Source organism: Actinoalloteichus hoggarensis (assembly GCF_002234535.1).
In the GTDB taxonomy this organism is placed as follows: Bacteria; Actinomycetota; Actinomycetes; order Mycobacteriales; family Pseudonocardiaceae; genus Actinoalloteichus_A; species Actinoalloteichus_A hoggarensis.
The window spans coordinates 4246323-4265419 of sequence record NZ_CP022521.1 but is presented as its reverse complement, the minus strand read 5'-3'; the positions used below and the strand labels follow the sequence as shown (position 1 = coordinate 4265419).

General features: G+C 70.8%; 22 protein-coding genes and 1 pseudogene. 9 read left to right on the top strand and 14 right to left on the bottom strand.

Features of this window, described 5'->3' with window-relative positions:
• Positions 1 to 267: 267 nt before the first annotated feature.
• Positions 268 to 894 carry a GntR family transcriptional regulator gene (locus AHOG_RS18190; RefSeq protein ID WP_211290441.1) on the bottom strand — a complete coding sequence of 209 codons (627 nt, stop codon included), beginning with the start codon at positions 892 to 894 and terminating at the stop codon, positions 268 to 270.
• A gap of 191 nt (positions 895 to 1085) precedes the next feature.
• Here AHOG_RS18190 and AHOG_RS18185 point away from each other — a divergent pair, with 191 nt between their 5' ends.
• The 3 genes from AHOG_RS18185 to AHOG_RS18170 all read left to right on the top strand — a co-directional run bounded on the left by AHOG_RS18185 (position 1086) and on the right by AHOG_RS18170 (position 4730).
• Positions 1086 to 1838 carry a YoaK family protein gene (locus AHOG_RS18185; RefSeq protein WP_221438627.1) on the top strand — a complete coding sequence of 251 codons (753 nt, stop codon included), beginning with the start codon at positions 1086 to 1088 and terminating at the stop codon, positions 1836 to 1838.
• Between the two features lie 367 nt (positions 1839 to 2205).
• Complete coding sequence (locus tag AHOG_RS18175) at positions 2206 to 3879, top strand: PepSY-associated TM helix domain-containing protein (RefSeq protein WP_093942430.1); 1674 nt, start codon at positions 2206 to 2208, stop codon at positions 3877 to 3879.
• Positions 3879 to 4730, top strand: a complete 852-nt coding sequence (locus AHOG_RS18170) for a DUF5134 domain-containing protein (RefSeq protein WP_093942429.1) — start codon at positions 3879 to 3881, stop codon at positions 4728 to 4730. The genes AHOG_RS18175 and AHOG_RS18170 overlap by 1 nt, the downstream gene beginning before the upstream one ends.
• A 414-nt stretch (positions 4731 to 5144) precedes the next feature.
• On the opposite strand, the gene AHOG_RS28730 is transcribed toward AHOG_RS18170, so the two are convergent.
• The 3 genes from AHOG_RS28730 to AHOG_RS18160 all read right to left on the bottom strand — a co-directional run bounded on the left by AHOG_RS28730 (position 5145) and on the right by AHOG_RS18160 (position 7222).
• The gene (locus tag AHOG_RS28730) at positions 5145 to 5321 is read right to left on the bottom strand and encodes a family 1 glycosylhydrolase (protein ID WP_157736903.1); all 177 of its coding nucleotides are present in this window, start codon (positions 5319 to 5321) and stop codon (positions 5145 to 5147) included.
• Positions 5282 to 6166 carry a family 1 glycosylhydrolase gene (locus tag AHOG_RS18165; RefSeq protein WP_093942428.1) on the bottom strand — a complete coding sequence of 295 codons (885 nt, stop codon included), beginning with the start codon at positions 6164 to 6166 and terminating at the stop codon, positions 5282 to 5284. Before AHOG_RS18165 ends, AHOG_RS28730 begins: the two co-directional genes overlap by 40 nt.
• A 291-nt stretch (positions 6167 to 6457) precedes the next feature.
• Positions 6458 to 7222 carry a TetR/AcrR family transcriptional regulator gene (locus tag AHOG_RS18160; protein ID WP_093942427.1) on the bottom strand — a complete coding sequence of 255 codons (765 nt, stop codon included), beginning with the start codon at positions 7220 to 7222 and terminating at the stop codon, positions 6458 to 6460.
• A gap of 63 nt (positions 7223 to 7285) precedes the next feature.
• Between AHOG_RS18160 and AHOG_RS18155 the strand changes: the two genes are divergently transcribed.
• Entirely contained in the window at positions 7286 to 7735 is a 450-nt protein-coding gene (locus AHOG_RS18155) for a VOC family protein (protein ID WP_245856300.1), read from the top strand.
• Positions 7736 to 7986: 251 nt separating this feature from the next.
• On the opposite strand, the gene AHOG_RS18150 is transcribed toward AHOG_RS18155, so the two are convergent.
• Positions 7987 to 9093, bottom strand: coding sequence for an epoxide hydrolase family protein (locus AHOG_RS18150; RefSeq protein WP_093942425.1), 1107 nt, complete (start codon positions 9091 to 9093; stop codon positions 7987 to 7989).
• A gap of 113 nt (positions 9094 to 9206) precedes the next feature.
• Between AHOG_RS18150 and AHOG_RS18145 the strand changes: the two genes are divergently transcribed.
• Positions 9207 to 9680 carry a MarR family winged helix-turn-helix transcriptional regulator gene (locus AHOG_RS18145; RefSeq protein WP_093942424.1) on the top strand — a complete coding sequence of 158 codons (474 nt, stop codon included), beginning with the start codon at positions 9207 to 9209 and terminating at the stop codon, positions 9678 to 9680.
• 474 nt (positions 9681 to 10154) lie between these two features.
• Here AHOG_RS18145 and AHOG_RS18140 read toward each other — a convergent pair whose 3' ends face one another.
• The 3 genes from AHOG_RS18140 to AHOG_RS18130 form a co-directional block, all read right to left on the bottom strand.
• A complete protein-coding gene (locus tag AHOG_RS18140) occupies positions 10155 to 11549 on the bottom strand; it encodes an amidase (protein ID WP_093942423.1) in 1395 nt (464 codons plus the stop codon).
• A complete protein-coding gene (locus AHOG_RS18135; RefSeq protein WP_093942422.1) occupies positions 11546 to 11746 on the bottom strand; it encodes a hypothetical protein in 201 nt (66 codons plus the stop codon). Before AHOG_RS18135 ends, AHOG_RS18140 begins: the two co-directional genes overlap by 4 nt.
• A gap of 162 nt (positions 11747 to 11908) precedes the next feature.
• Positions 11909 to 13102 carry an MFS transporter gene (locus tag AHOG_RS18130; protein WP_093942421.1) on the bottom strand — a complete coding sequence of 398 codons (1194 nt, stop codon included), beginning with the start codon at positions 13100 to 13102 and terminating at the stop codon, positions 11909 to 11911.
• Positions 13103 to 13192: 90 nt separating this feature from the next.
• Between AHOG_RS18130 and AHOG_RS18125 the strand changes: the two genes are divergently transcribed.
• On the top strand, positions 13193 to 13750 hold the full coding sequence (locus AHOG_RS18125; RefSeq protein ID WP_093942420.1) for a TetR/AcrR family transcriptional regulator: 558 nt from the start codon (positions 13193 to 13195) through the stop codon (positions 13748 to 13750).
• A gap of 317 nt (positions 13751 to 14067) precedes the next feature.
• On the opposite strand, the gene AHOG_RS18120 is transcribed toward AHOG_RS18125, so the two are convergent.
• From AHOG_RS18120 to AHOG_RS18100, 6 genes are all read right to left on the bottom strand, one after another.
• A complete protein-coding gene (locus AHOG_RS18120; RefSeq protein ID WP_093942419.1) occupies positions 14068 to 14703 on the bottom strand; it encodes a hypothetical protein in 636 nt (211 codons plus the stop codon).
• Between the two features lie 165 nt (positions 14704 to 14868).
• Positions 14869 to 15504 carry a hypothetical protein gene (locus AHOG_RS28725; RefSeq protein ID WP_157736902.1) on the bottom strand — a complete coding sequence of 212 codons (636 nt, stop codon included), beginning with the start codon at positions 15502 to 15504 and terminating at the stop codon, positions 14869 to 14871.
• Positions 15505 to 15528: 24 nt separating this feature from the next.
• Positions 15529 to 16140 (bottom strand): WXG100 family type VII secretion target, encoded by a 612-nt coding sequence (locus AHOG_RS18110; RefSeq protein WP_157736901.1) that lies wholly within the window; start codon positions 16138 to 16140, stop codon positions 15529 to 15531.
• A gap of 83 nt (positions 16141 to 16223) precedes the next feature.
• A complete protein-coding gene (locus tag AHOG_RS18105; protein ID WP_093942416.1) occupies positions 16224 to 16562 on the bottom strand; it encodes a hypothetical protein in 339 nt (112 codons plus the stop codon).
• A 144-nt stretch (positions 16563 to 16706) separates the two neighbouring features.
• On the bottom strand, positions 16707 to 16838 hold the full coding sequence (locus AHOG_RS30275) for a hypothetical protein (RefSeq protein ID WP_260404071.1): 132 nt from the start codon (positions 16836 to 16838) through the stop codon (positions 16707 to 16709).
• A complete protein-coding gene (locus AHOG_RS18100) occupies positions 16838 to 17218 on the bottom strand; it encodes a YbaB/EbfC family nucleoid-associated protein (protein ID WP_093942415.1) in 381 nt (126 codons plus the stop codon). The genes AHOG_RS30275 and AHOG_RS18100 overlap by 1 nt, the downstream gene beginning before the upstream one ends.
• A gap of 148 nt (positions 17219 to 17366) precedes the next feature.
• Here AHOG_RS18100 and AHOG_RS18095 point away from each other — a divergent pair, with 148 nt between their 5' ends.
• The 3 genes and pseudogenes from AHOG_RS18095 to AHOG_RS30040 all read left to right on the top strand — a co-directional run bounded on the left by AHOG_RS18095 (position 17367) and on the right by AHOG_RS30040 (position 19081).
• Positions 17367 to 17765 carry a hypothetical protein gene (locus tag AHOG_RS18095; RefSeq protein WP_093942414.1) on the top strand — a complete coding sequence of 133 codons (399 nt, stop codon included), beginning with the start codon at positions 17367 to 17369 and terminating at the stop codon, positions 17763 to 17765.
• A pseudogene (locus AHOG_RS30565) lies at positions 17762 to 18055 on the top strand (acetylxylan esterase); the annotation flags it as partial. The gene AHOG_RS18095 and the pseudogene AHOG_RS30565, both read left to right, overlap by 4 nt.
• A 354-nt stretch (positions 18056 to 18409) precedes the next feature.
• Positions 18410 to 19081: an acetylxylan esterase gene (locus tag AHOG_RS30040; RefSeq protein WP_245856299.1), complete on the top strand. Its 672-nt coding sequence runs from the start codon at positions 18410 to 18412 to the stop codon at positions 19079 to 19081.
• The last annotated feature ends 16 nt before the right edge of the window (positions 19082 to 19097 follow it).

Here is a 19097-nt window from a genome sequence, read left to right as displayed (position 1 = left end):
AGGAATGTATACGATCCTAGACCTTAGGTGGACGATGTTTCCACGATGTTTCCGCAGGTGCAATGGGTTCGGTCACCCCGGATGGGCGACGACTTCTCGATGGGGCGTTTTTTGTATACGATTCGTTCCGCTACGAGGACGCCCCTCACGGTGACGAATACCCGGCCGGCAGGCACGAGACGGAAGGTGAATCGGATGAGCGTCGCCGGGCCGACGTCCGCCCGCCGCCCGGCGGCGCGCACGCGGCGACGCGGCGACCCGCGTGGGTCATCCGTGGCGGAGCAGATACCCGTGCCGGGAGTTCTCGACATGACGGCGCATGAGGAGGGCAGCCCCATCGACGTCGCCCGTCTCGATCGCCGAGGCGATCAGTCGATGCTCGATCCACGAGCTTTCCGCGCGCACCGCGACGTCGGCCGCGTAGATCCACTCGATCTTGCCCGCCAGCTGCCGCAGCATCCCGGTGAGGCTCGGGTTGGCCGCGATCTCGGCGATCGCGAGATGGAAACTCGTGTTCAGATCGGTCAGGTCCTGTCGCCTGCCCGCCGCCAGCGCGGCGTCGCCCGCGTCGACGACGGCCATCAGCCGGGCCACCGCCGCCGAGTCCGCCCGGCCCGCGGCCCGGCGCGCGGTGCGCTCCTCCACGGTCGCCCGCACGGCGAAGAGATCGTCGGCGTCGGCGCCGTCCAGAGCCGCCACCGTCGATCCCGCATAAGGCCGCGACACGACGAAGCCTTCGGTCTCCAAGACCCGGAAGGCCTCCCGGATCGGAACCCGCGAGACGCCGTAGGCCTCGCTCAGCGCGGCCTCGGTCACCCGAGTGCCCGGCGCGAGGGCGCCGCGGATGATGTCGCGCCGGATTCGGCCTGCGACCCGCTCGCTGAGGCTGGCCACGGTGCGCTCCTGATCCTTGATGCGGCAGTTCCCCTGCCGGTGCGAGACCCCGCCGCCCGCCCGAGACCCGAGGCGGGGCGCGGACATCGGGGACGGCCGCGGCCACGGGAGTCGCGGGACTTCTCGAACCGCGGGATCAGCATATCCATGCCTTCCGCCTGTCGGGAGCAGACGAGAACAGGACGACCGAGTTGACGAGCCGCACGCCCGACGATCGGGCACGCACCCACCTGATGCTGATGCTGGCGCTGACCTTCTCCACCGGAGTGATCGACGCGGTCGGCTACCTGGGACTGGACCGGGTCTTCACCGGGAACATGACCGGCAACGTCGTGCTGCTGGGCATGGGCGTCGTCGACGGCGTCGCGGGGGACGGGGGCGTGGCGGGCGGTGCGCCGCTGCCCGTGCTGCGGCCCGCGCTGGCGCTGATCGGCTATCTCGTCGGGGCCGTCATCGCCGGCCGCGTCCTACGCAGGGCGGCTCCCGGCTGGACGACGCACACCACCGCCCTGCTCGGCGTGGTCGCGGGCGTCCTGCTGCTGCTCGGCGGCGCGCTGCTGCTCACCGGAGACCATCCGGCCGACCCGCTCGGCGCCGTGATCACCACCGGCACCGCCGTGGTGATGGGCATGCAGGCGGCGGCGGCCCGGCGGCTCGCCGTCAAGGACGTCACCACGGTCGTGGTGACCTCGACGTTGACCGGCCTCGCCGCCGACTCGCGGCTGGCGGGCGGCGACGGCCGACTGTGGGCCCGGCGGATCGGCGCGGTGAGCCTGATCCTGCTCGGCGCGCTGGTCGGCGCCGCCCTGCTGCTCTGGCACATCGCCGCGGCCCTGCTGCTGTCGGTGCTGATCACCGCCGTCGTCGCGGTGGTCGGCCACCGGACCCGCGAGGTCGCCGCCGCGCCGAGGTCTCCGGTGCTCAGCGAGGCCCCGCTGGGGTGAGGGCGGTTTCCGCGGGGGTGTGCGTGGCCTCCGTCGGGGTGTGCTTGGCCTTCGTCGCGCTGAGCGTGGCTCGGTCGGGCTGAGCTCGGCTCCGCTGGGCCGCGGCCTGGCGTCGTCGGGTTGAGCGTTCCCCGCCGGGCCGAGCGGCCGTCGGCGTTCCGCCCGTGCGCGACGGTCGCCGCCCGTCCGGGGGTGCCGCCGGCGAGGACCGCCGACATGTTCCACCGGTTCGTCGGGAACTCACCGGCTCCGTCCGACGACCTGTGCGGTGACGATCTCTCGCCGTTCGAGGTCGAGCCCGCTCGGCGCCGTGAGCCCGTGCGGCTTCACGACGGCGAGTCGGCGTCGCGAGACGGACGGAGCGCCGATGAGCACCAGCACGGGGAACGGACGGGACGGTTCGGCGGCGTCGGCGGACGCGCCGCCGGGCGAACCCGACGCCGCCACACCGGCGGCCGCGACGGCCACCGACGCCGCACGGGCCGCCCGCCCCGCGTCGGAGGGCCGCCCCGCGTCCGACGGCCGCGACACCAGGACGTCGGCGTGGTCGCACCTGCGCCCCCTGGTGCTGCGGCTGCACTTCTACGCGGGCGTCTTCGTCGCACCGCTGCTGGTCATCGCCACGCTCACCGGGTTGCTCTACGTCTTCACCCCGCAGCTCGAACAGGCGCTGTACGACCGGGAGCTGCACGTGCCCGCGGGCGGGACCGCCCAACCGCTGGCGGACCAGGTCGAGGCCGCCCGGCTCGCCCTCCCGGACGGCGAGATGAGATCCGTGCGGCCGGGTCCGACGCCGACCGACACGACGCAGGTGATCTTCCACGCCCCCGACCTGCCGGAGAGCTACTGGCGGACGGTCTTCGTCGACCCCTACACCACCGAGGTGCGGGGCGTCCTGGAGACCTACGGCAGCGGGCAGGCCCTGCCGGTGCGCGGCTGGATCGACTGGCTGCACCGAGGACTGCACCTCGGCGACGTCGGCAGGCTCTACAGCGAACTCGCCGCCAGCTGGCTGTGGTTGATCGTCTCGGTCGGCGCCGTGCTGTGGGTCCTGCGTCGGCGTTCCGACCGGCGGGCCCGCGCGATCCTGGCACCGACGGGCGGCCCGGCGGGGCGCCGCCGAACCCTGTCCTGGCACGGCTCGGTGGGCGTCTGGGCGGCGGGCGGGCTGATCCTGCTCTCCGCCACCGGACTGACCTGGTCGACCTTCGCCGGCGAGAACGTCAACCAGCTTCGGGCGGCGCTGTCCTGGGACACGCCGGCCGTGTCCACCGAACTGTCCGACTCCAGGGCGGGTGCCGACGCCGCGGCGCCGCCGGGCGGCGGGGGCGGCGACGTCGGCGTGGACCGCGTCTGGGAGGCGGTGATCGCCGAGGGCGTCACCGGCCCGGTGGAGATCACGCCGCCTGAGGAGCCCGGCACCGCCTATCGGGTGGCCGAACAGGGCCGATCCTGGCCGACCGAACAGGACTCCGCCGCCGTCGACCCGGCGACCGGCGAGGTCCTCGAGGTCCTGCGCTTCGACGATTACCCGTTGGCGGCGAAGCTGGCCCGCTGGGGAATCGACGCCCACATGGGCTTCCTCTTCGGCTGGGTGAACCAGGCCGTGCTGGTGCTGCTCGCGGTGTCCCTGCTCGGCGTGATCTTCTGGGGCTACCGGATGTGGTGGCTGCGCAGACCGACCCGGGCAGGCGGATCCTCCTTCGGCAGGCCGCCCGCCCGAGGCGCCTGGCAACGGATTCCCGGCCGAGTGCTGGCGCCGGTGATCCTTCTCGGCGTCTTCATCGCCTACTTCCTGCCACTGCTCGGCGCTTCACTGCTGGTATTCCTGCTGGTGGACATCCTGCTCGGCCGTCGAGACCGGCGCCGCGCCGCGCGGCTGGATCCGCCACCAGGACCCGAGGACGCCACGGAGATCGGTGCGCTCGCGGATGCCGACGCGGCTTCGGCCGTGGTCGGAACGCCGAGCGGGGGCGCCGCCGACCCCGCCACGACGGGGGCCGGTCGAACCGGCCGAACCGACACCGCCGGAGGTGCCTGATGGTCGACGAGCCCCTGCTGCGCTGGCTGTTCACGATCGGGTTCGCCGTCGCGCTGATCGGCTTCCTCCGACAGCTCGCGGGGCGCAGGGTGGACGGCCCGAGCCTGCCCGCGCGGATCTCGGCCCTGACCCACGTGCTGATGTGCGTGGCGATGATCGCCATGGCCTGGCCGTGGGGGATGAGCGTCCCCCTCACCCCACAGCTCGTCGTGTTCTCGCTCGCCACCGCGTGGTTCCTGGCACTGACGGTGGGGCGGCTGCGGGCGGGCCGTGAACTGGCAGGCGGGTTGTCGGCGCACGTGCATCACACGCTGATGGCGGCGGCGATGGTGTGGATGCTGGCGATCATGCCCGCCGCGATGACCGCGCCCAGCTCCGGCCGGGGCGGTCACAATCACGCGCTCGCGGCGCTGGGACCGGCAGGCGAACAGGTCACGACCCTGGGTGCCGTGTCGACCCCGCCGGAACGGCTGGGCCTGTCGTCCGTCGTCGCCGTCCTGACCGGTGTGATCGGTCTGTATCTGATTCTGTCGTCCCTGCGCTGGATCGCGGGTGCCGTCGACGCCGCGCAGGGCGTGCTCGACGTCGAGTCCGGGACCCGGCCCGCCGCCGGCTGGACGCGGGCCGAATGGGCGGGCCGGGTGACGGCCGAGGTCGACGGCGCGAGCACTAACGCCCGGCCCGGCGCGACCGGCCTCGGCACGGTCGCCCGGCGGGGCACGGCCACAGCGGATCCTGGTTCGGGATCGACCCCGGGTTCGGCGCGTGTGCTGCGCGTCGAGTCCTTCGAGGCGGCCTGTCACGCCGTGATGAGCGTGGGAATGGGGGCCATGCTGCTGGTGATGCTCTGATCGGCCGGCCCCGGCGCGACGGTCGCGCGGCTGCCGGTCGCGCCGGGCGACAGGGCGGATGGATGACAGACGACCGGGACGTCCTCGACGCCCGACGCCGAGCCTGCGAGCGACGAGATCATCCTCGGCGCCGATGCCGATGCCGATGCCGATGCCGATGCCGATGCCGATGCCGATGCCGATGCCGCCGGCACCGAGGGTGCGCGCGCACCGCCCCTCCGTCAGAGCCTGCGGTTCGCCGTCGCGGCTACTCCGGCCACTCCGGCGACTCCCGCCCGATCGGCCCCGCCGACGGCGACCCCGCCGCCGAGGCATGCCGCCTGCTCGACCAGGACACCGCTCGTCGTCCGTCGCGTCGTTCAGGCTGCCGCCGCCGACCTGGGCCCCCGCTGCGGACGCCTTCTCGTCCGGGGCTCAGCAGGCGAGGTCGCGCAAGACCTGTGCGGACGGCCGCTCCCTCCGCTGTACGTCCAGGACGCCGAACGGCACGGACCATCCCGCGAGCCACTCGTAATTGTCGATCGGCGTCCACAGGTAGGCACCCGTCAGATTCACGCCTCGTTGCCGCGCGGCGCGCAGCTGCGCGTCCACAGCCCGCAGGTACTCGCCCCGCGCGACGTCGTCACCCCCGCCGTACCCGACCTCGGCCACCACCAGCTCCTTCCCGGCAGCGTGGTGTGCAGGCGGTCCACGACGATTCCCAGCCCCTCCGCCCAGGGCACATACCCCGACGGTCCCGGCTGCCGACCCGCAGGCCATGGACGCGGTGAGCCGTCGCCTGCCACCGGCGCACCGTAGTAGTAGGAGAATCCCACCTGGTCGAACGCGTCGGCTGTCGGCAGCCAGGACCACAGCAGCGCGTCGAACCGAGCCGTCGCCTCCTCCGCCGCCGCGCTGTCGTCCGCAGGCCACAACGGTGCGAGCGATTGATTGGAGGTCACCGGCAGTCCGGTCGTCTCCTTCAGCATCGCCGCAGCCTGAGCATCGCAGCGATGCATCACCTCCAGGACCCTCGTGAACTGCCGCAGGCCCCGCTCACCGGGGGGAGACATCCCGGTCAGGTAGGCCTTCTGGGCATACGACCCCGGATTGTCGATCGGCATCCAACCGCCGACGGGGTCGCCGAACTCCGCGGCGACCAGGCGGACCCAGTCCCGCCACCGAGCCTCCGCGGTAGCCGCGGCGAAGCCGCCCTCCGCTGCGAACCATCTCGGTATCGCCGAGTGCAGGAGCGTCAGACGCATCTGCAGCCCGGCCTCCCGGCCCGCGGCCAGGACGCCGCGGAGGTGATCGACTTCGGCTCGGTCGACTCTGCCCGGCTCCGGGACCACTCGCGCCCACGACACCGACGTTCGATACCGCGTCAACCCTAAGGAACGGATCGACCGCAGACCCGATTCGTACCTCTCCCGAAATCCGGTGCCGGTCCCGGACACCGGGGCTCTCCCCGCCTCCTCCCACTGCGACCAGTCATCCCCGGAGAGGAGCCCTCATCCTGCACCGACGACGACGCCGCGCCCCACCACCAGCCGCGATCGTCCTCGACCTGCCCCGGCTCGCCTGCCGCCATACTCGTCGCCCCTCCCGCCGACGCCGCCGCGGCGCCGTCCGACACGATCCGTCCTCGCGCCGTCACATCGTGGCACGAGTTCTGCGCGCGAAGGCTGTCGCCTCTCTGCCGCCGGATCGCGATCGCGGCCGGGAATCGACCAGTCGGCCCGCGGGCGTCACCGATCGGCGAGCAACGCCGCGAAGCCGTCGAGCACACGCCGCAGGCCGAACTCGTAGGCGTGGTCGGGATCGGCCGCCGCCTGGTGCTCCTCGCCCGCGGCGGTGCCGACCCGTGTCGCCGTCGGGAAGCGGCTCGGGTCGAGCACCTTCGCCAACAGCGGTCCGTTGGCCGCCCACCACTGCTCGTCGTTCATGGCGGAGTCGCGTGCCGCGACTTCCCGATCGACGGCCAGCCGCGCCACGTTGTGCACGAAGCCCAGCAGATACGTCAGTGCGGCGTCCATCTCGACGTCGGTCAGGCCGATGCCCTCGAAGGCCAGCAGTTCGTGCTCGTACTTCGCCATCTGCCCGGGGCCGAGCACGGGTCGGGTCGTGGAGGCGGCGGTGACCCAGGGGTGCCGGGTGAGCAGGGCACGGTTGTCCTCGGCCACGGTCGTCACCCGCTCCCGCCACGATCGGTCGCCGTGGTCGGGCCTGGGCATCGCGAGATAGACGGCGTCGAGCATCAGGTCGAGCAGTTCGGCCTTACCTCGGACGTAGGTGTAGAGCGACATCGGCGCGACGCCGAGGGACTGGGCGACGCGACGCATCGTCAGCGCCTCCAGGCCTGCGCCGTCGGCGAGGGCGATCCCGGTGTCGACCACGGCGTCGACCGTCAATCCCTGGCGCGGTCCCCGACTCGGACGTCCGGTGGTCGGCTCCCGCCAGAGCAGTGCCAGCGTCCGGGCTGGATCGGTCGTGCCGCTGCGCTCTTCGGCCATGGCACGATCCTCTCACGGCAAACGCCGTACGAAGTATGCTGTACGTTGTACGGAGTGGTCGTCGTGGCGTCGACAAGGTGGCGCTGGGACCACGATCCGCGAACGAACTCGGGAGCAGCCGTGCAGATCTCCGCCACCACCGTCTCCTTCACCGTCGAGGACGTCGCCGCGTCCGGCGACTTCTTCCGCCGCCACCTCGGCTACACCACGGCGATGTCCGCCGACGGCTTCGTCTCCCTCACACGTCAGGACGCCGCCGTCGACCTGGTGTTCCTCCGACGCGGGATCGAGGTGCTGCCGGAGTCGCTGCGTCAGCGGCGCGCCGCCGGGACGATCGTCGCGTTCGTCGTCGACGACCTCGCGGGCGAGCAGGAACGACTGAGGTCCGAGGGCGTCGAGATCACCCTCCCGCTGCGGCAGGAGCCGTGGGGCGAACGTCTCTTCATGGTGACCGACCCCAACGGGATCTCCGTCGAGTTCGTCGAATGGGCGACCGAGGACCACGCGGGCTGAGCGCCCGGCCCGCCCCGCGGGCCGACCGCGCGGCCTCGGCGAATCCGATCCGGCGGACGGCCGTGGGGTCGTCGCGTCGGGACCCCGTCGACACGACGCCACCGGTCCACCGCCGGGTTTCCGCGAGGCCTCGGTGCGATGCGTCGCAGACCTGCGACGGCGGGGCGGGCGGGCTCCCGTCTCGGCTCGATGAGGCGGGCCTCGACGTCGCCGTCGTCCGGTCGGCGGGGCCGCGCAGGCGACCGCGACTCTCAGCGAGCGCCGCCCCGCCTCTCGTCCTCGACGCGGGCGTGGAAGAACTCCCGGACGTCCTCGGCGAACAGCTCCGGCACCTCCATCGCGGCGAAGTGGCCGCCGCGCTCGAACTCCGACCAGTGCCTGATGTCGTACAGCCGCTCGGCCAACGGTCGCACCGACAGTGTGATGTCGTGCGCGAACACCGCCACGCCGACCGGCACCGGGCACGGCTCGGTTCGCCGGGGAGTCTCGTGGCTCAGCCGCGCAGCGGAGGCCGCGGTGGCGGTCAGCCAGTACAGCGAGATGTCGGTGAGCATCCGCTCGTCGTCGATCGGCGTGCGGGGGTCCGTCCACTGCGCGAAACGCTCGGCGATCCACACCAGCTGGGCGACCGGCGAGTCGGTCAGCGCGTAGCCGATGGTCTGCGGGGTGTGGGCCTGGAGCGCCTGATAGGGAGGCCGGTTCGCCATCAGGTGCCTCACCGTGTCCAGCCGGGCCTCGTCGGTCGTGGACAGCTGCACCTCGGCACCGGCGACCGGCGGGGTCGGCAGGTAGTTGACGTGCACGCCGACGACCTGCCGGGGCGCCGCCGCGCCCAGCGCCATCGAGATGCCGGAGCCGTAGTCGCCACCCTGCGCGCCGTAGCGCTCGTAACCGAGGCGGTGCATCAGCTCGGCCCAGGCCCGCGCGATCCGGACGGCGTCCCAGCCGCGTTCGTGCGTCGGCCCGGAGAAGCCGAAGCCCGGGATGGAGGGGATCACCAGGTGGAAGTCGCGGGACAGCGGCTCGATCACGGCCAGGAACTCCAGGAACGAGCCGGGCCACCCGTGGGTCAGGATCAGCGCGAGCGCGTCCGGCCTCGATGACCGGACGTGGACGAAGTGAAGCCGCTGGCCCTCGATCTCGGTGATGAAGTGCGGAAGTTCGTTGAGTGCCGCCTCGTGCTCGCGCCAGTCGTATTCGGTGCGCCAGTACTCGGCGAGCTCCTTCAGTCGCGCTAACGGGAAGCCGTGGTCCCAGCCCGCGTCGGCGACCTCGTTGGGCCAGCGGGTGCGGGCGAGCCGGTCGATCAGATCGTCGAGGTCGGTCTGAGGGACGTCGATGCGAAACGGCGTGATCATGGTCTCCGTCCTGGTAGAGCTGATTCGGATCTCGAACGTTAGTCCGACTAACGTTGGCGTGGCGAACGGTAGCACAGTCGTTAGTCGTACCAACGATTCGTTAGACTTTCCGCATGACGAACCCGCCAGAGGAGACGCCCGGTCGGTGGGAGAGGCTGCCGAGCTGGCTGCTCAACCGGGCCGCGGGCCATGCGCATCGGCTGGTGACCGACGGCTTCTCGTCGGTCGACGGTCGCGGCTACCACTACCGCCTGCTGGCGACGCTGGCGGATCGCGGCCCGGCGAGTCAGGCCGAGCTCGGCCGCCGGAGCGGCATCCACCTCAGCGACATGGTCGCCACGATCAACGAACTCGTCGATCGCGACCAGGTGGAGCGCGCCGCGGACCCGTCCGATCGGCGACGCAACATCGTCTCGCTGACCGCCGCGGGCAGACGGCAGCTGCGCCGCCTGGAGAAGCGGCTGGCCGAGACCCAGGACCACCTGCTGGCCCCGCTGTCCGCCGAGGAGCGGCGGCGGCTGACCGAGCTGCTCTCCAGACTGTCGGACCACCACGATCGACGAACCGGCACCGCGGAAGAGCAGTGACGTCCGCCTGCGGACCGGCCGGGGGCTCCTCGAAGGATCACCGGGCACCAGGCCGCCGTCGTTCCTCGGCACGCCAGGGAAGGGCGTCCGCCGCCTGCCCGGGAGAGCCGCAGGCCCGCACACTCGCCGAGTCCCTGGTCCGAGCCCCTGTGCCGGGACTCGGCCGCGGCGAGAGCAGCGGGCCGGCGGGAGCGGCACAGCCGAGCGGAAGCGGCTTCGACGTCGGACGCCCCGGCCCTGTCCGTCCGATCAGGATGACGGGTCTCGGGAATCCGCGCGGGGGTGCTCGGCGCGGCAGTGCCCGCCCGAGTGGGACTCTGTACCGGCCGATCACCAGAGGGAGGACGAGCCGACCTCCTCGGGTGTGGTGGGGTCGGAGCGCGCGTCCCGTCTCCCGGCACGGTGCGTCCCGAGGCCGACCGGTCACCGGGCCGCGCCTGGTCGGTGATCCGCACCGGGCCTGCGCGACCCGGCTCAGCACGGCGCCGGCAGTCCGGCCTTCCCCCTGGCGTACTCGTAGGCGCCGCCGACCTGAACGAGCGTCGCCTCGTCGAGCGGCCGTCCGATGAGCTGCATCCCGATCGGCAGGCCTGCGGCGTCGAAGCCGACGGGCACGCTCAACGCGGGGCCGCCGGTCAGGTTCGCGGGAGCGGCGAGCCGGACGTAGGCGTCGGTCACCGACTCGCGGGTCCCGTCGGCCCAGCGCAGCTCCGACCGGCCGGTCTCCACGGCCGTGACCGGGACGGTCGGCGCGGCCAGGACGTCCACCGACTCGAACAGCGACGCCCACCGCTGCCGGAGGAGCCGTCTGGCCCGCTGCGCCCGCAGATGGTCGGTGGCCGAGAGCAGCTCGCCCGCCTCCAGCACGGTGCGCACGTCGTCGCCGTAGTGCTCGGCGCGGGTGCGCAGCAGATGCCGGTGGTAGGCGGCGGCCTCGGTGAAGAGCAGGCCGGAATGGACGGCACGCAGGTACTCGCCCATCGGGATCGCGACCTCCACCAGCGTGGCGCCCAGCTCGGCGAGCGTCGCGACGGCGGCCCGCACCGCGTGCTCGACCTCGACGTCCACGTGATCGAAGAAGAAGTCACGGGGCACGCCGACGCGCAGCCCGGTCAGCTCGTGTCCCGACAGCCGACGCCGGTTCTCCGCCGCGACGGCCAGGCTCGCCGGATCACGGGGATCGTGCCCGGCCACGGCGTCCAGCATCGCGGCGGCGTCGGCGACGGTGCGGGTGATGGGTCCGACGTGGTCCATCGACCAGGCCAGCGGGGTCACCCCGTGGGTGGACACCAGCCCGAAGGTCGGCTTCAGACCCACGACGCCGCACAGAGCGGCCGGAATCCGGATGGAGCCGCCGGTGTCGGTGCCGAGCGCCGCCGTCGCCGACCCCGCGGCCACCGCGACGGCGGAGCCGCCGCTGGACCCACCGGCCACCCGATCGAACGCCCAGGGATTACGGGTCCGCGGAGTGGTCACGCCGAAGGCGAACTCATGGGTGTGCGTCTTGCCGAGCAGCACGCCGCCCGCCCGACGTAACGACGTCGTCACCGAGGCGTCGACGGCGGGGACGCGGCCCGCGCGGACCTGAGAACCCGCCGAGGTGGGCACGCCCGCGACGTCGATCAGGTCCTTGATGCCCATCGGGATGCCGTGTAACGGGCCACGCGGGCCCGAAGCGGCGATCTCCGAAGACGCCTGGGCGGCCTGGGCGAGTGCCGTCGTCGTCGTCACCGTCGCATACGCGGTGACTCGTTCCTCGACGTCGTGGAGTCTGCGCGCCACGGACTCGACGAGATCGGTCGGCGACAGGATGCCCGCGGCGATCGCCTGGGCGGCCTCGGTGAGGGACAGCTCGTAGGGCTGGGTCATCGCCGGGTGCTCCCGAGGTCGAAGGTCGTCGCGGGCACGGTGTCGTCCAGCTGGGCGTCGAGGGCGTCGAGCGGCGCCAGCGAGAGCCGGATCGCGTTGAGCGTCGCGGTCACCGACGGCAGCCGTTCCGGCGGCATCTCCAGTCCGACGCCGCGGGCCAGACGCGCGACGTCGTCGGTCGTGTACGGGTGAGTCATCGAGGATCGATCTCTCCTTCACGGTCGCCGCTCGGCGAGGCGGGCCGGGCGACGGGTTCGGTCCTTCGGTGGACGCGGGCCCGCCGTGCCGCGGCGGCCGCCCGGTCGAGCGGGCGGCGCCGACGACGGCGCACGGCGGGATCGGCAAGGGGTGTCGAGCGGTCAGGCGCGAGTCCGCAGCGCGCCCATCAGCGTGAGCGCCGCGAGCCCGATCAGCGCCGCGCCGTGCACGGCGGCGGCGGTGACGACGCCCTGGGAGTCGGCGAGGACGCCGGCGAGGATCGTGGGAACGGAGTTGCCGAGGTAGCAGACGATGTAGAACGTCGACATCAGCCCCGTCCGCTCCTGCGGCGACGCGAGCGGGACGAGCATCCGCAGCGCACCCTGGAAACCCGTGCCGAAGCCGACTCCGGCCGTGATCGAGGCGAGGTAGAACAGCCAAGACTGCCCGCCGTACACCGAGAGCAGGGTGAGCAGGACGCCGACGGCCAACGCGGCGGCGCCGACGACCACGGCGCGGTGCGGGGAGATCGAGGCGAGCAGCAGCACCGAGCCCGCGCCCGCGGCGGTGAGCGCGAAGACCAGCAGCCCGCCCGGTAACGCCGAGTCGGAGCCCGTCACGGTCTGGGCGAGCGACGGTCCGAGCGAGAGGTGGAAGCCGCCCAGCGCCCACGCCGCGATCGAGATCGGGACGACGACGGGCAGCACCGGCCGGGTCGCGGCGGGCAGCCGGATTCGGGGCCGCAGCGAACGCAGCGCTCCCGGCCGGCGTAGCGAGGTCTCCGGAAGCCAGATCAGGGCGACCGCCTGAAGGACGAACAGGATCAGCAGCACGAGGAAGACCAGCCGCATCGGGGCGGGCGCCGCCTGCACCAGCAGGCTCGACCCGAGCGCGCCGAATGCCATCCCGATGATCGGAGCGACGCTGTTGACCACCCCGCCCCTGGTCCGCGTGGTGTCGAGCACGCCCGCGGTCAGCGCGGCGGTGGCGATGCCGGTGGCCAGGCCCTGGACGACACGGGCGACGATCAGCCAGCCCGGCGCGTCCGCGATGAGGAAGACCACCATCGACGCCGACACCAGCCCGAGCGAGATCCACACGGTGGGCCGCCTGCCGAGGTGATCGGAGACCCGGCCCGCCACGAGCAGCGCGGCGAGCAGGCTCAGGGCGTACACGGCGAAGACGATGGTGAGGGTGCTCGCCGCGAGGTCCCAGTGCACGCGGTAGAGGTCGTAGACGGGGCTGGGCGCGCTGGACGCGGCCAGGAACGTGATCAGGATCGTGGCCTGGAGCGCGGTCGCGCCGCCGGACGGCAGCACGCGGCGCGGGGTCGGGTGGTCGAGGGCGGTGGTCATCGGGCTCCCAGCTAAAGCAAAGATTGTGCTTTAGTGGACGCTAGGCCATCGCCCCGGCTTAACGCAAACATTGTGCGTTAATCTGGGGCGATGAGTACGCGAGAGGGCAGCAGGCCGGGCGGACGCAGCGCCAGGGTGCAGCGTTCCGTGCACGACGCCGTGCGGGAACTGCTCGCCCTGCGCGGCCGCGAGGAACTCACCGTGCCGATGATCGCCGCACAGGCGGGCGTGACCAGCTCGACGATCTACCGTCGTTGGGGCGATCTGCACCAGCTCCTGTCCGACGTCGCCGTCGAACGCCTCCGACCGGACGCCCTGCCCGACGACACCGGAACACTGCGCACCGACCTGATGACCTGGGCCGAGCAGTACCTGGAGGAGACGGCCTCACCGCCGGGACAGGACTACCTGCGCGACGTGCTCGCCGCCCGCCGCGAGCAGGGCAACTCGTTCCGCTGCTCCGAGTTCAACCGGCAGCAGATCAACCACATCCTGGCGCGTGCCGAGGCCAGAGGCGAGCCGGTGCCGCCGGTCGACACGGTGCTCGATCGCGTCGTCGCCCCGACGGTCTACCGCATCCTCTTCTCCGCCGAGCCGCCGCCGCCGGACTGGGTGCGCGGACTGGTGGCCGAACTCCTGGCGGAATGACCCGACGCCTGAGTGCGTCGACACGGCCGGTCGCCGTCGATCGCGTCGACACCGTGCGCCGGCTGCGACTCCCGAGTGCCGGGCACGGCAGGGTTTCCAGCGTGTCGATCGACCGCTCCGGCCGGACCGCCGCTCTCATCCTCCGCCGCGCCGCGCCGCCTCGGACGACGGCATCGGCGGATCTGGCGGAACTGACGGAACGGACGGCGAGGCAGGTCGAGGCCGGAGACGGGCTGTGGATTCCATCGCCGATCGACCGAGGCGGCCGTCGACGACGCCGACGGCCGGTCTGCGCGACCTCGGCGCAAGTGCGTCCGTCAGCGCGGACGTGTCTCGAGAAGACTCTCGGCCACCGACTCGGCGATCCGTATCGCGTCGTCCTGCGCGTCCTCCGGCGACATCGGCCCTACGCCGCTGTCACCCTCGTCCGTGCTGTCGCCACCCTCCACATGGACCTTCACGGCGAGATTGCGGTCGACGAACGCGGCATGCCCGCCCGCGAACGTCCCGTCCTGGTGCCACGACGCCCCCTCGTCCCCCGCTGAGATCGGGCGAAGCCGCGCCGATTCCGGTGCGGTGTCGAGCTGCCGCAGGTACGAGTCGCGCGCCCGCCCCACCGCATCCGACGGGGCGATCGCGGGGGAGGCCAGCGAGTACCGCACCGAGATGCTCCGCTTCCAGGGAGTCCCCGGCGTCCCCAGCGCCTCGCTGGTGAAACGGACCGAACAGTGTGCTTCGCTCCCGCCATCCGGCAGGTCGATCGGCCCGAGATCGCCGTCCGATCGTCGTTGCTCGAACAGCTCGTCCGCGACCTGAGCCAACGCCTTCTCAACGCCTGCGAAGCAGGGTGTCGGAGTGGTCGAATGCAGACTGAGCCCCGCGAGGTCGCCGTCGCCGGAGCAGCCGGTGACGAGGAGAACGAGGACGACGAGAGTCGGCACTGACTTCTTCACGTCGGGATCACCTTCCAGTTTCCTGCTTCGATGGCCGATGTCGGAATAGGGTCCGGAATTCGAAGTAGCGCCGCTCGCTGTCCGATCTCGAGACTGTTCTGGGCGTAGGTCGGGTCGGCGGAGTGTCGATGTCCGTTCTTGCCCCACCGAGTGCGTCGAGCCCGCTTACAGGCTTGAGATGACGGCGGCGGCCAGCATTCGCGCCATCTGCTCAGCCTCCGTGCCCGGCATCGGCGCCTCTGTGCCGTCCGCATTCCGATCGTTCCCGGAGACGATGACCTCAAGGGTGAGATTGTGTCGACGGGAAACGGCGTGAGCTCCGCTGGCAGGCTGCTCCTGATACCAGGAGTGCGACTCGTCTCCCACACCCGACGTAGGGACGGCCGTCACACCAGGCGGAACTGCATCCAGCTTCCTCTGGTACCTTTCGCTCGCTGCCTTTTCGGGAGCGCCAAGGCGCAGGTCCTCTGTGATGAGATCGTAGGAGAACCTCGCGTGCCGGAGGACGGGTCCTTCCGCTTCACGTAGATCGTCAGGAAAAAAGATGACGTAGCAGTTCATCAAGCCGATGGAATGGTCCCCTGGATCGCCGTTTCCTTCATTGTCGGTATCGTATCGAACCTGGTCGTAGAGTTCTCCTGAGAACTCTTCGAGTGCATCCTCCACGTTATCGAAACAGGAATCAGGAAGTCTGCTCTGATAATCTTCATGGTCTTGGGAAGTGCTGGCGCACGAAGTTGTCAGTAGCGCCACCGTTGCGATGGAGAGTGTTGTCAGCGTCTTCATTTCGTGCGCGCGCATCCTGTCAATCTCACTCTGCCGCGCCTATGCCGGATTCACTTGCCAGTTTCCTGGCTGTGTCGCATTGGGTGGAAGGGGATCCGGGGTGTGGAGTTGGGAGGCCTCCTCGCCGAGAGCGCGTCCGGTGAGCGCATATTCGCCCATCGTTCTGATCGCCTCTTGCAGCAACTCGATGGTTGCGGCGGCGAATGCGGAGAGTGCTTCCAATATCGCGCCGCAGACCGCCCCCCATAGGGTGTACCAGTTCTGGGCGGCTGAGCCGGCGGCATCGAGGACTCCCGTCGCGCAGGTCTTGATGAATTCCAGGCCCTTGCAGTATGTTTCATCGACCGTGGTGCGTAGATCGCCCATGAGTGCGGCCATATTGCGCATAATCCCCTGGGTGCTGTCGATCGTGTCGCTGATGTGGTCGATATAGGTGTTGAAGGATTCTGCGGCCCGGCCGCTCCAATAAGCGTTGAGCTCGGTTTTGGCGGACAGAATCCCTTCATTCGCGTCCTGAATGAGACTGGATGCTTCGGGGCTCCATTGCCCGGCGGTGTCCATGACCCTGCCCGGGTTTCCCAGGCATCGGCGGATCTGATCGAGAAGGACTGGCACCGCCATGTTGCCAGCAAGATGTGCCCAGTTGTTCACGACTGCGGCGGACCGGTAAGGGAAGTCGCCCTCGTCGGCTCCAACTGGTCTTGCGTATCCGGGTAGTTCGATCTCGTTCAAGCTCAACGTGTTTCCCCCTCGCTGTCCAGTCGGCTGTTTATATAGCCGAATTCTGCGAAGTAGTCGGCGTCCCGACTCTCGTATTCGTCTGCTATGTCCTTGAGTGTGTCGACGGCATTGTTCAGGGACTCGAAGCCGCTTTGCAGTCGATCGAGGATGGTGTCGAGCGCGTCGTTGTACATTGAGACGACGTCTTCTTGTTCTCCCAAGTAGCCCAGATCGTCGGTCGCCAGGTGTTGATGCGCGAGCGTGCTCTTCGCCGCTGCCCATGCCTCGGCGACTTCGTGAAGTTCCCTGACGTTGGCGCGTAGTGCCTCAGGTACTACGTGAAAGTCGATCATCGGTTTTCTCGATTCCCTCCCGAGCGCGTCGCTCGGCGCGTTGTATCGCTGTCTTCACCGCGTCCGCCAGTGCGGCTTCATTCGTGTATCGCAGTGATCGGGTGTTCAACTCCACGGAGCGGAGATCGCCCTGGCCGCCGACGGTCACGGTGCCGAGGTCGGTGCCGAGGGGTTCGGAATGGACGTGTTCGCACGCTCGGCGGCTCGGGCCGCCGCAGCGGCCGTGGCCGCCTCGATCTCGGCGACCAGCGCGCGGATATCTGCGCTCGCGGCCATCAGGACACTCCTCCGGCGGGAAACATGGCGGGCATCAGCCCCTGGAAGGTCTTACGGTTCTCTTCCGATGCGGCAGCGCGGGTGCGGCTCACCGCTTGCACGATCTCGCCGCCCAGTTGCCCGGGATGCGAAGACCGTAGGGAACCCGGGTCGATGCGCAGCTCCTGAAGGAAACCCTCGCCGTCGACGACCGCGTGTGCGCGACGAGAATCGGCGGAGGCCTCGAACCGTCGCGTCCGCAGTTCCTCGGTCCTGGTCCGTACTTCGGTGAGCTGTGCGTCGATCGCCTCCTGCATGCGCGTCAGGTCGCCGACCGTGTTCGTCAGAGAACGGCGGAGCCCGTCGATCGGATCGCGCGACGAGTACGGCTGGTCGGTCATGATCGACGAAACTAACAGGAGATTCACGCAGCGTCGTCCTCGCGTGACACCGTGCGATCATGTTCACATCTCGCGCCGTGAGGTATCTGGCGCGACGATGCGCCCTCCGCGCGCGGGCGCGTGATCATCTCACGGCCGAGGCGTCGAAGTGAATCCCGTAGGCGCGACCGACACGCGGTCGAACAGGCCTCGCCTCACCGCCGCCCGCCGTCGAACCCTTCTCGCCACGCATGCCGGCGGCGTAGGGTCGACGAACCGTTTCCGGTTCTCTCGCACCCGACGTTCTTCCCCATGGTGGCGGCATGAGCGTGGTTCTCGGCTCGAAAGCGGCTCTCGCATCGCCGGCCTGGCCCCGCGCGGCAGGCCGTGGTCGAACGACCTGGTCGACGCCGGCTGTCCAAGCCTGCCGTCCGCCGACATCACCGACCGGTTCACCTGCGCCTACCGGGGCTGCTACGTCGACGTGGTGCGTGAACTGGACGTGGTCGCCGCGCTCCTACACCTCGCCGCGCTCCCGCACCTCGACGCGGCCCGCGTCGGCGGGTGAGGGTCCAGGTCAGGGCGTTGCCTGCGCGTCATCGCCGCCGCGCCGCCGCCCGCGATCGTCGACGCCTTCGCGGCGGGCGCCCCCTGTCTCCGCGGGATCATGGAGTCGACCCCACTGACGCATTCCTACCTCTACGAGGAGATCACCGAGCTCCGCGGGCCCACCCGGAGCTCACGGACGCGGTCACCGAGACGGTCGCCTACTACGACGGGATGAACTTCACCCCGCCGTGCGGGCGCCCCTCGCCGGTGCACCTGGGGCTGGAGGACGACGTCTGCCCGCCCGCGACCGGTTTCGCGGTCTGCGGCGCGCGGCGTCGGCAGACAGCCGCACACCCGCCCGCACCGGGGACACGACGCGGAACCGCGGCCGGCGATCGCCAGTGGAGACGTTCCTCGACGGACATCGCAAGCCGACAGACCCGAAGGACTGGGACGGAGCAGACTCGTGAGCGAGTTCGACACCTTCTGGACGGACCTGGACGACGACCTGGCGGGCTTCCCCGCGCGACCCGTGATCGACCCCGTCCCGGCGAGGACCACCGAGCACTTCGCCGGGTACGAGATCCGGTTCAGCGGCCTGGACTCACATCGACTCTTCGGTCATCTCAGCGTGCCGACGGGCGCGGGGCCTTCCCCGGACTGGTGGAACTGCCGCGTCACGGCAGTGTCGGCCACACACCCCGCTACGACGACCGGCTGCGCTACGTGGTGCTCACTCCGATGCATCGGGGGCAGCGTCGAGCCGACAGCCCCTTCCGCGCCCGGTATCCGGGCCTGTTCACCCTCGGCATCGAGGACCCGACCACGTTCGTCTATCGCGCGATCATCGCCGACTGTCTGCGGGCGGTGGAGCTGCTCTGCGCCCGGCCGGAGGTAGATCCGGACCGGATCGGGATCACCGGCGACGACCTGGCGTTGACCACCGCCGCCCGCAGGCCCGTCTTCGCCGCCGTGCGCGTCACCGGTCCGCTGCTGCACGACGCGCCTGTCCGCAGGCACGCCACCGGCGAGTATCCGTTGGAGGAGCTGAACGACCTGCTGCGGCTCCGCCCGCAGGACGAGCCGCTCGTCACCCGGACCTTCGGGGTGTTCGACCCCGTCAGCCATGCCCAGTCCATCCGGGCGGCGACGCTGCTGAGCGTGCCCAGCGGCGTGTCACCCTGGACGGCGGCGCTCGTCGAGGCGCTGGGCGCCCGTCTGGAGACGTACCGACTCACCGACGAGGACCCGGCCGACGCCGTGGCGCTGGACGGCTGGCTGGCGGACAGGCTGGGGGTCCAGACACCGGCGCGATACATCCCGGAGCCGCCGTGAGCGGGCGCGGCGGCGT

What these genes read in the sequence shown, in the direction of transcription:
- AHOG_RS18145 (WP_093942424.1), top strand. Translation starts at nt 9,207, where the DNA reads ATGACGAACCCGCCAGAGGAGACGCCCGGTCGGTGGGAGAGGCTGCCG.
- AHOG_RS18170 (WP_093942429.1), top strand. Translation starts at nt 3,879, where the DNA reads ATGGTCGACGAGCCCCTGCTGCGCTGGCTGTTCACGATCGGGTTCGCC.
- AHOG_RS18140 (WP_093942423.1), bottom strand. Translation starts at nt 11,549, where the DNA reads ATGACCCAGCCCTACGAGCTGTCCCTCACCGAGGCCGCCCAGGCGATC.
- AHOG_RS18175 (WP_093942430.1), top strand. Translation starts at nt 2,206, where the DNA reads ATGAGCACCAGCACGGGGAACGGACGGGACGGTTCGGCGGCGTCGGCG.
- AHOG_RS18100 (WP_093942415.1), bottom strand. Translation starts at nt 17,218, where the DNA reads ATGACCGACCAGCCGTACTCGTCGCGCGATCCGATCGACGGGCTCCGC.
- AHOG_RS18150 (WP_093942425.1), bottom strand. Translation starts at nt 9,093, where the DNA reads ATGATCACGCCGTTTCGCATCGACGTCCCTCAGACCGACCTCGACGAT.
- AHOG_RS28725 (WP_157736902.1), bottom strand. Translation starts at nt 15,504, where the DNA reads ATGCGCGCGCACGAAATGAAGACGCTGACAACACTCTCCATCGCAACG.
- AHOG_RS30275 (WP_260404071.1), bottom strand. Translation starts at nt 16,838, where the DNA reads ATGGCCGCGAGCGCAGATATCCGCGCGCTGGTCGCCGAGATCGAGGCG.
- AHOG_RS18125 (WP_093942420.1), top strand. Translation starts at nt 13,193, where the DNA reads ATGAGTACGCGAGAGGGCAGCAGGCCGGGCGGACGCAGCGCCAGGGTG.
- AHOG_RS18135 (WP_093942422.1), bottom strand. Translation starts at nt 11,746, where the DNA reads ATGACTCACCCGTACACGACCGACGACGTCGCGCGTCTGGCCCGCGGC.
- AHOG_RS18105 (WP_093942416.1), bottom strand. Translation starts at nt 16,562, where the DNA reads ATGATCGACTTTCACGTAGTACCTGAGGCACTACGCGCCAACGTCAGG.
- AHOG_RS18130 (WP_093942421.1), bottom strand. Translation starts at nt 13,102, where the DNA reads ATGACCACCGCCCTCGACCACCCGACCCCGCGCCGCGTGCTGCCGTCC.
- AHOG_RS18160 (WP_093942427.1), bottom strand. Translation starts at nt 7,222, where the DNA reads ATGGCCGAAGAGCGCAGCGGCACGACCGATCCAGCCCGGACGCTGGCA.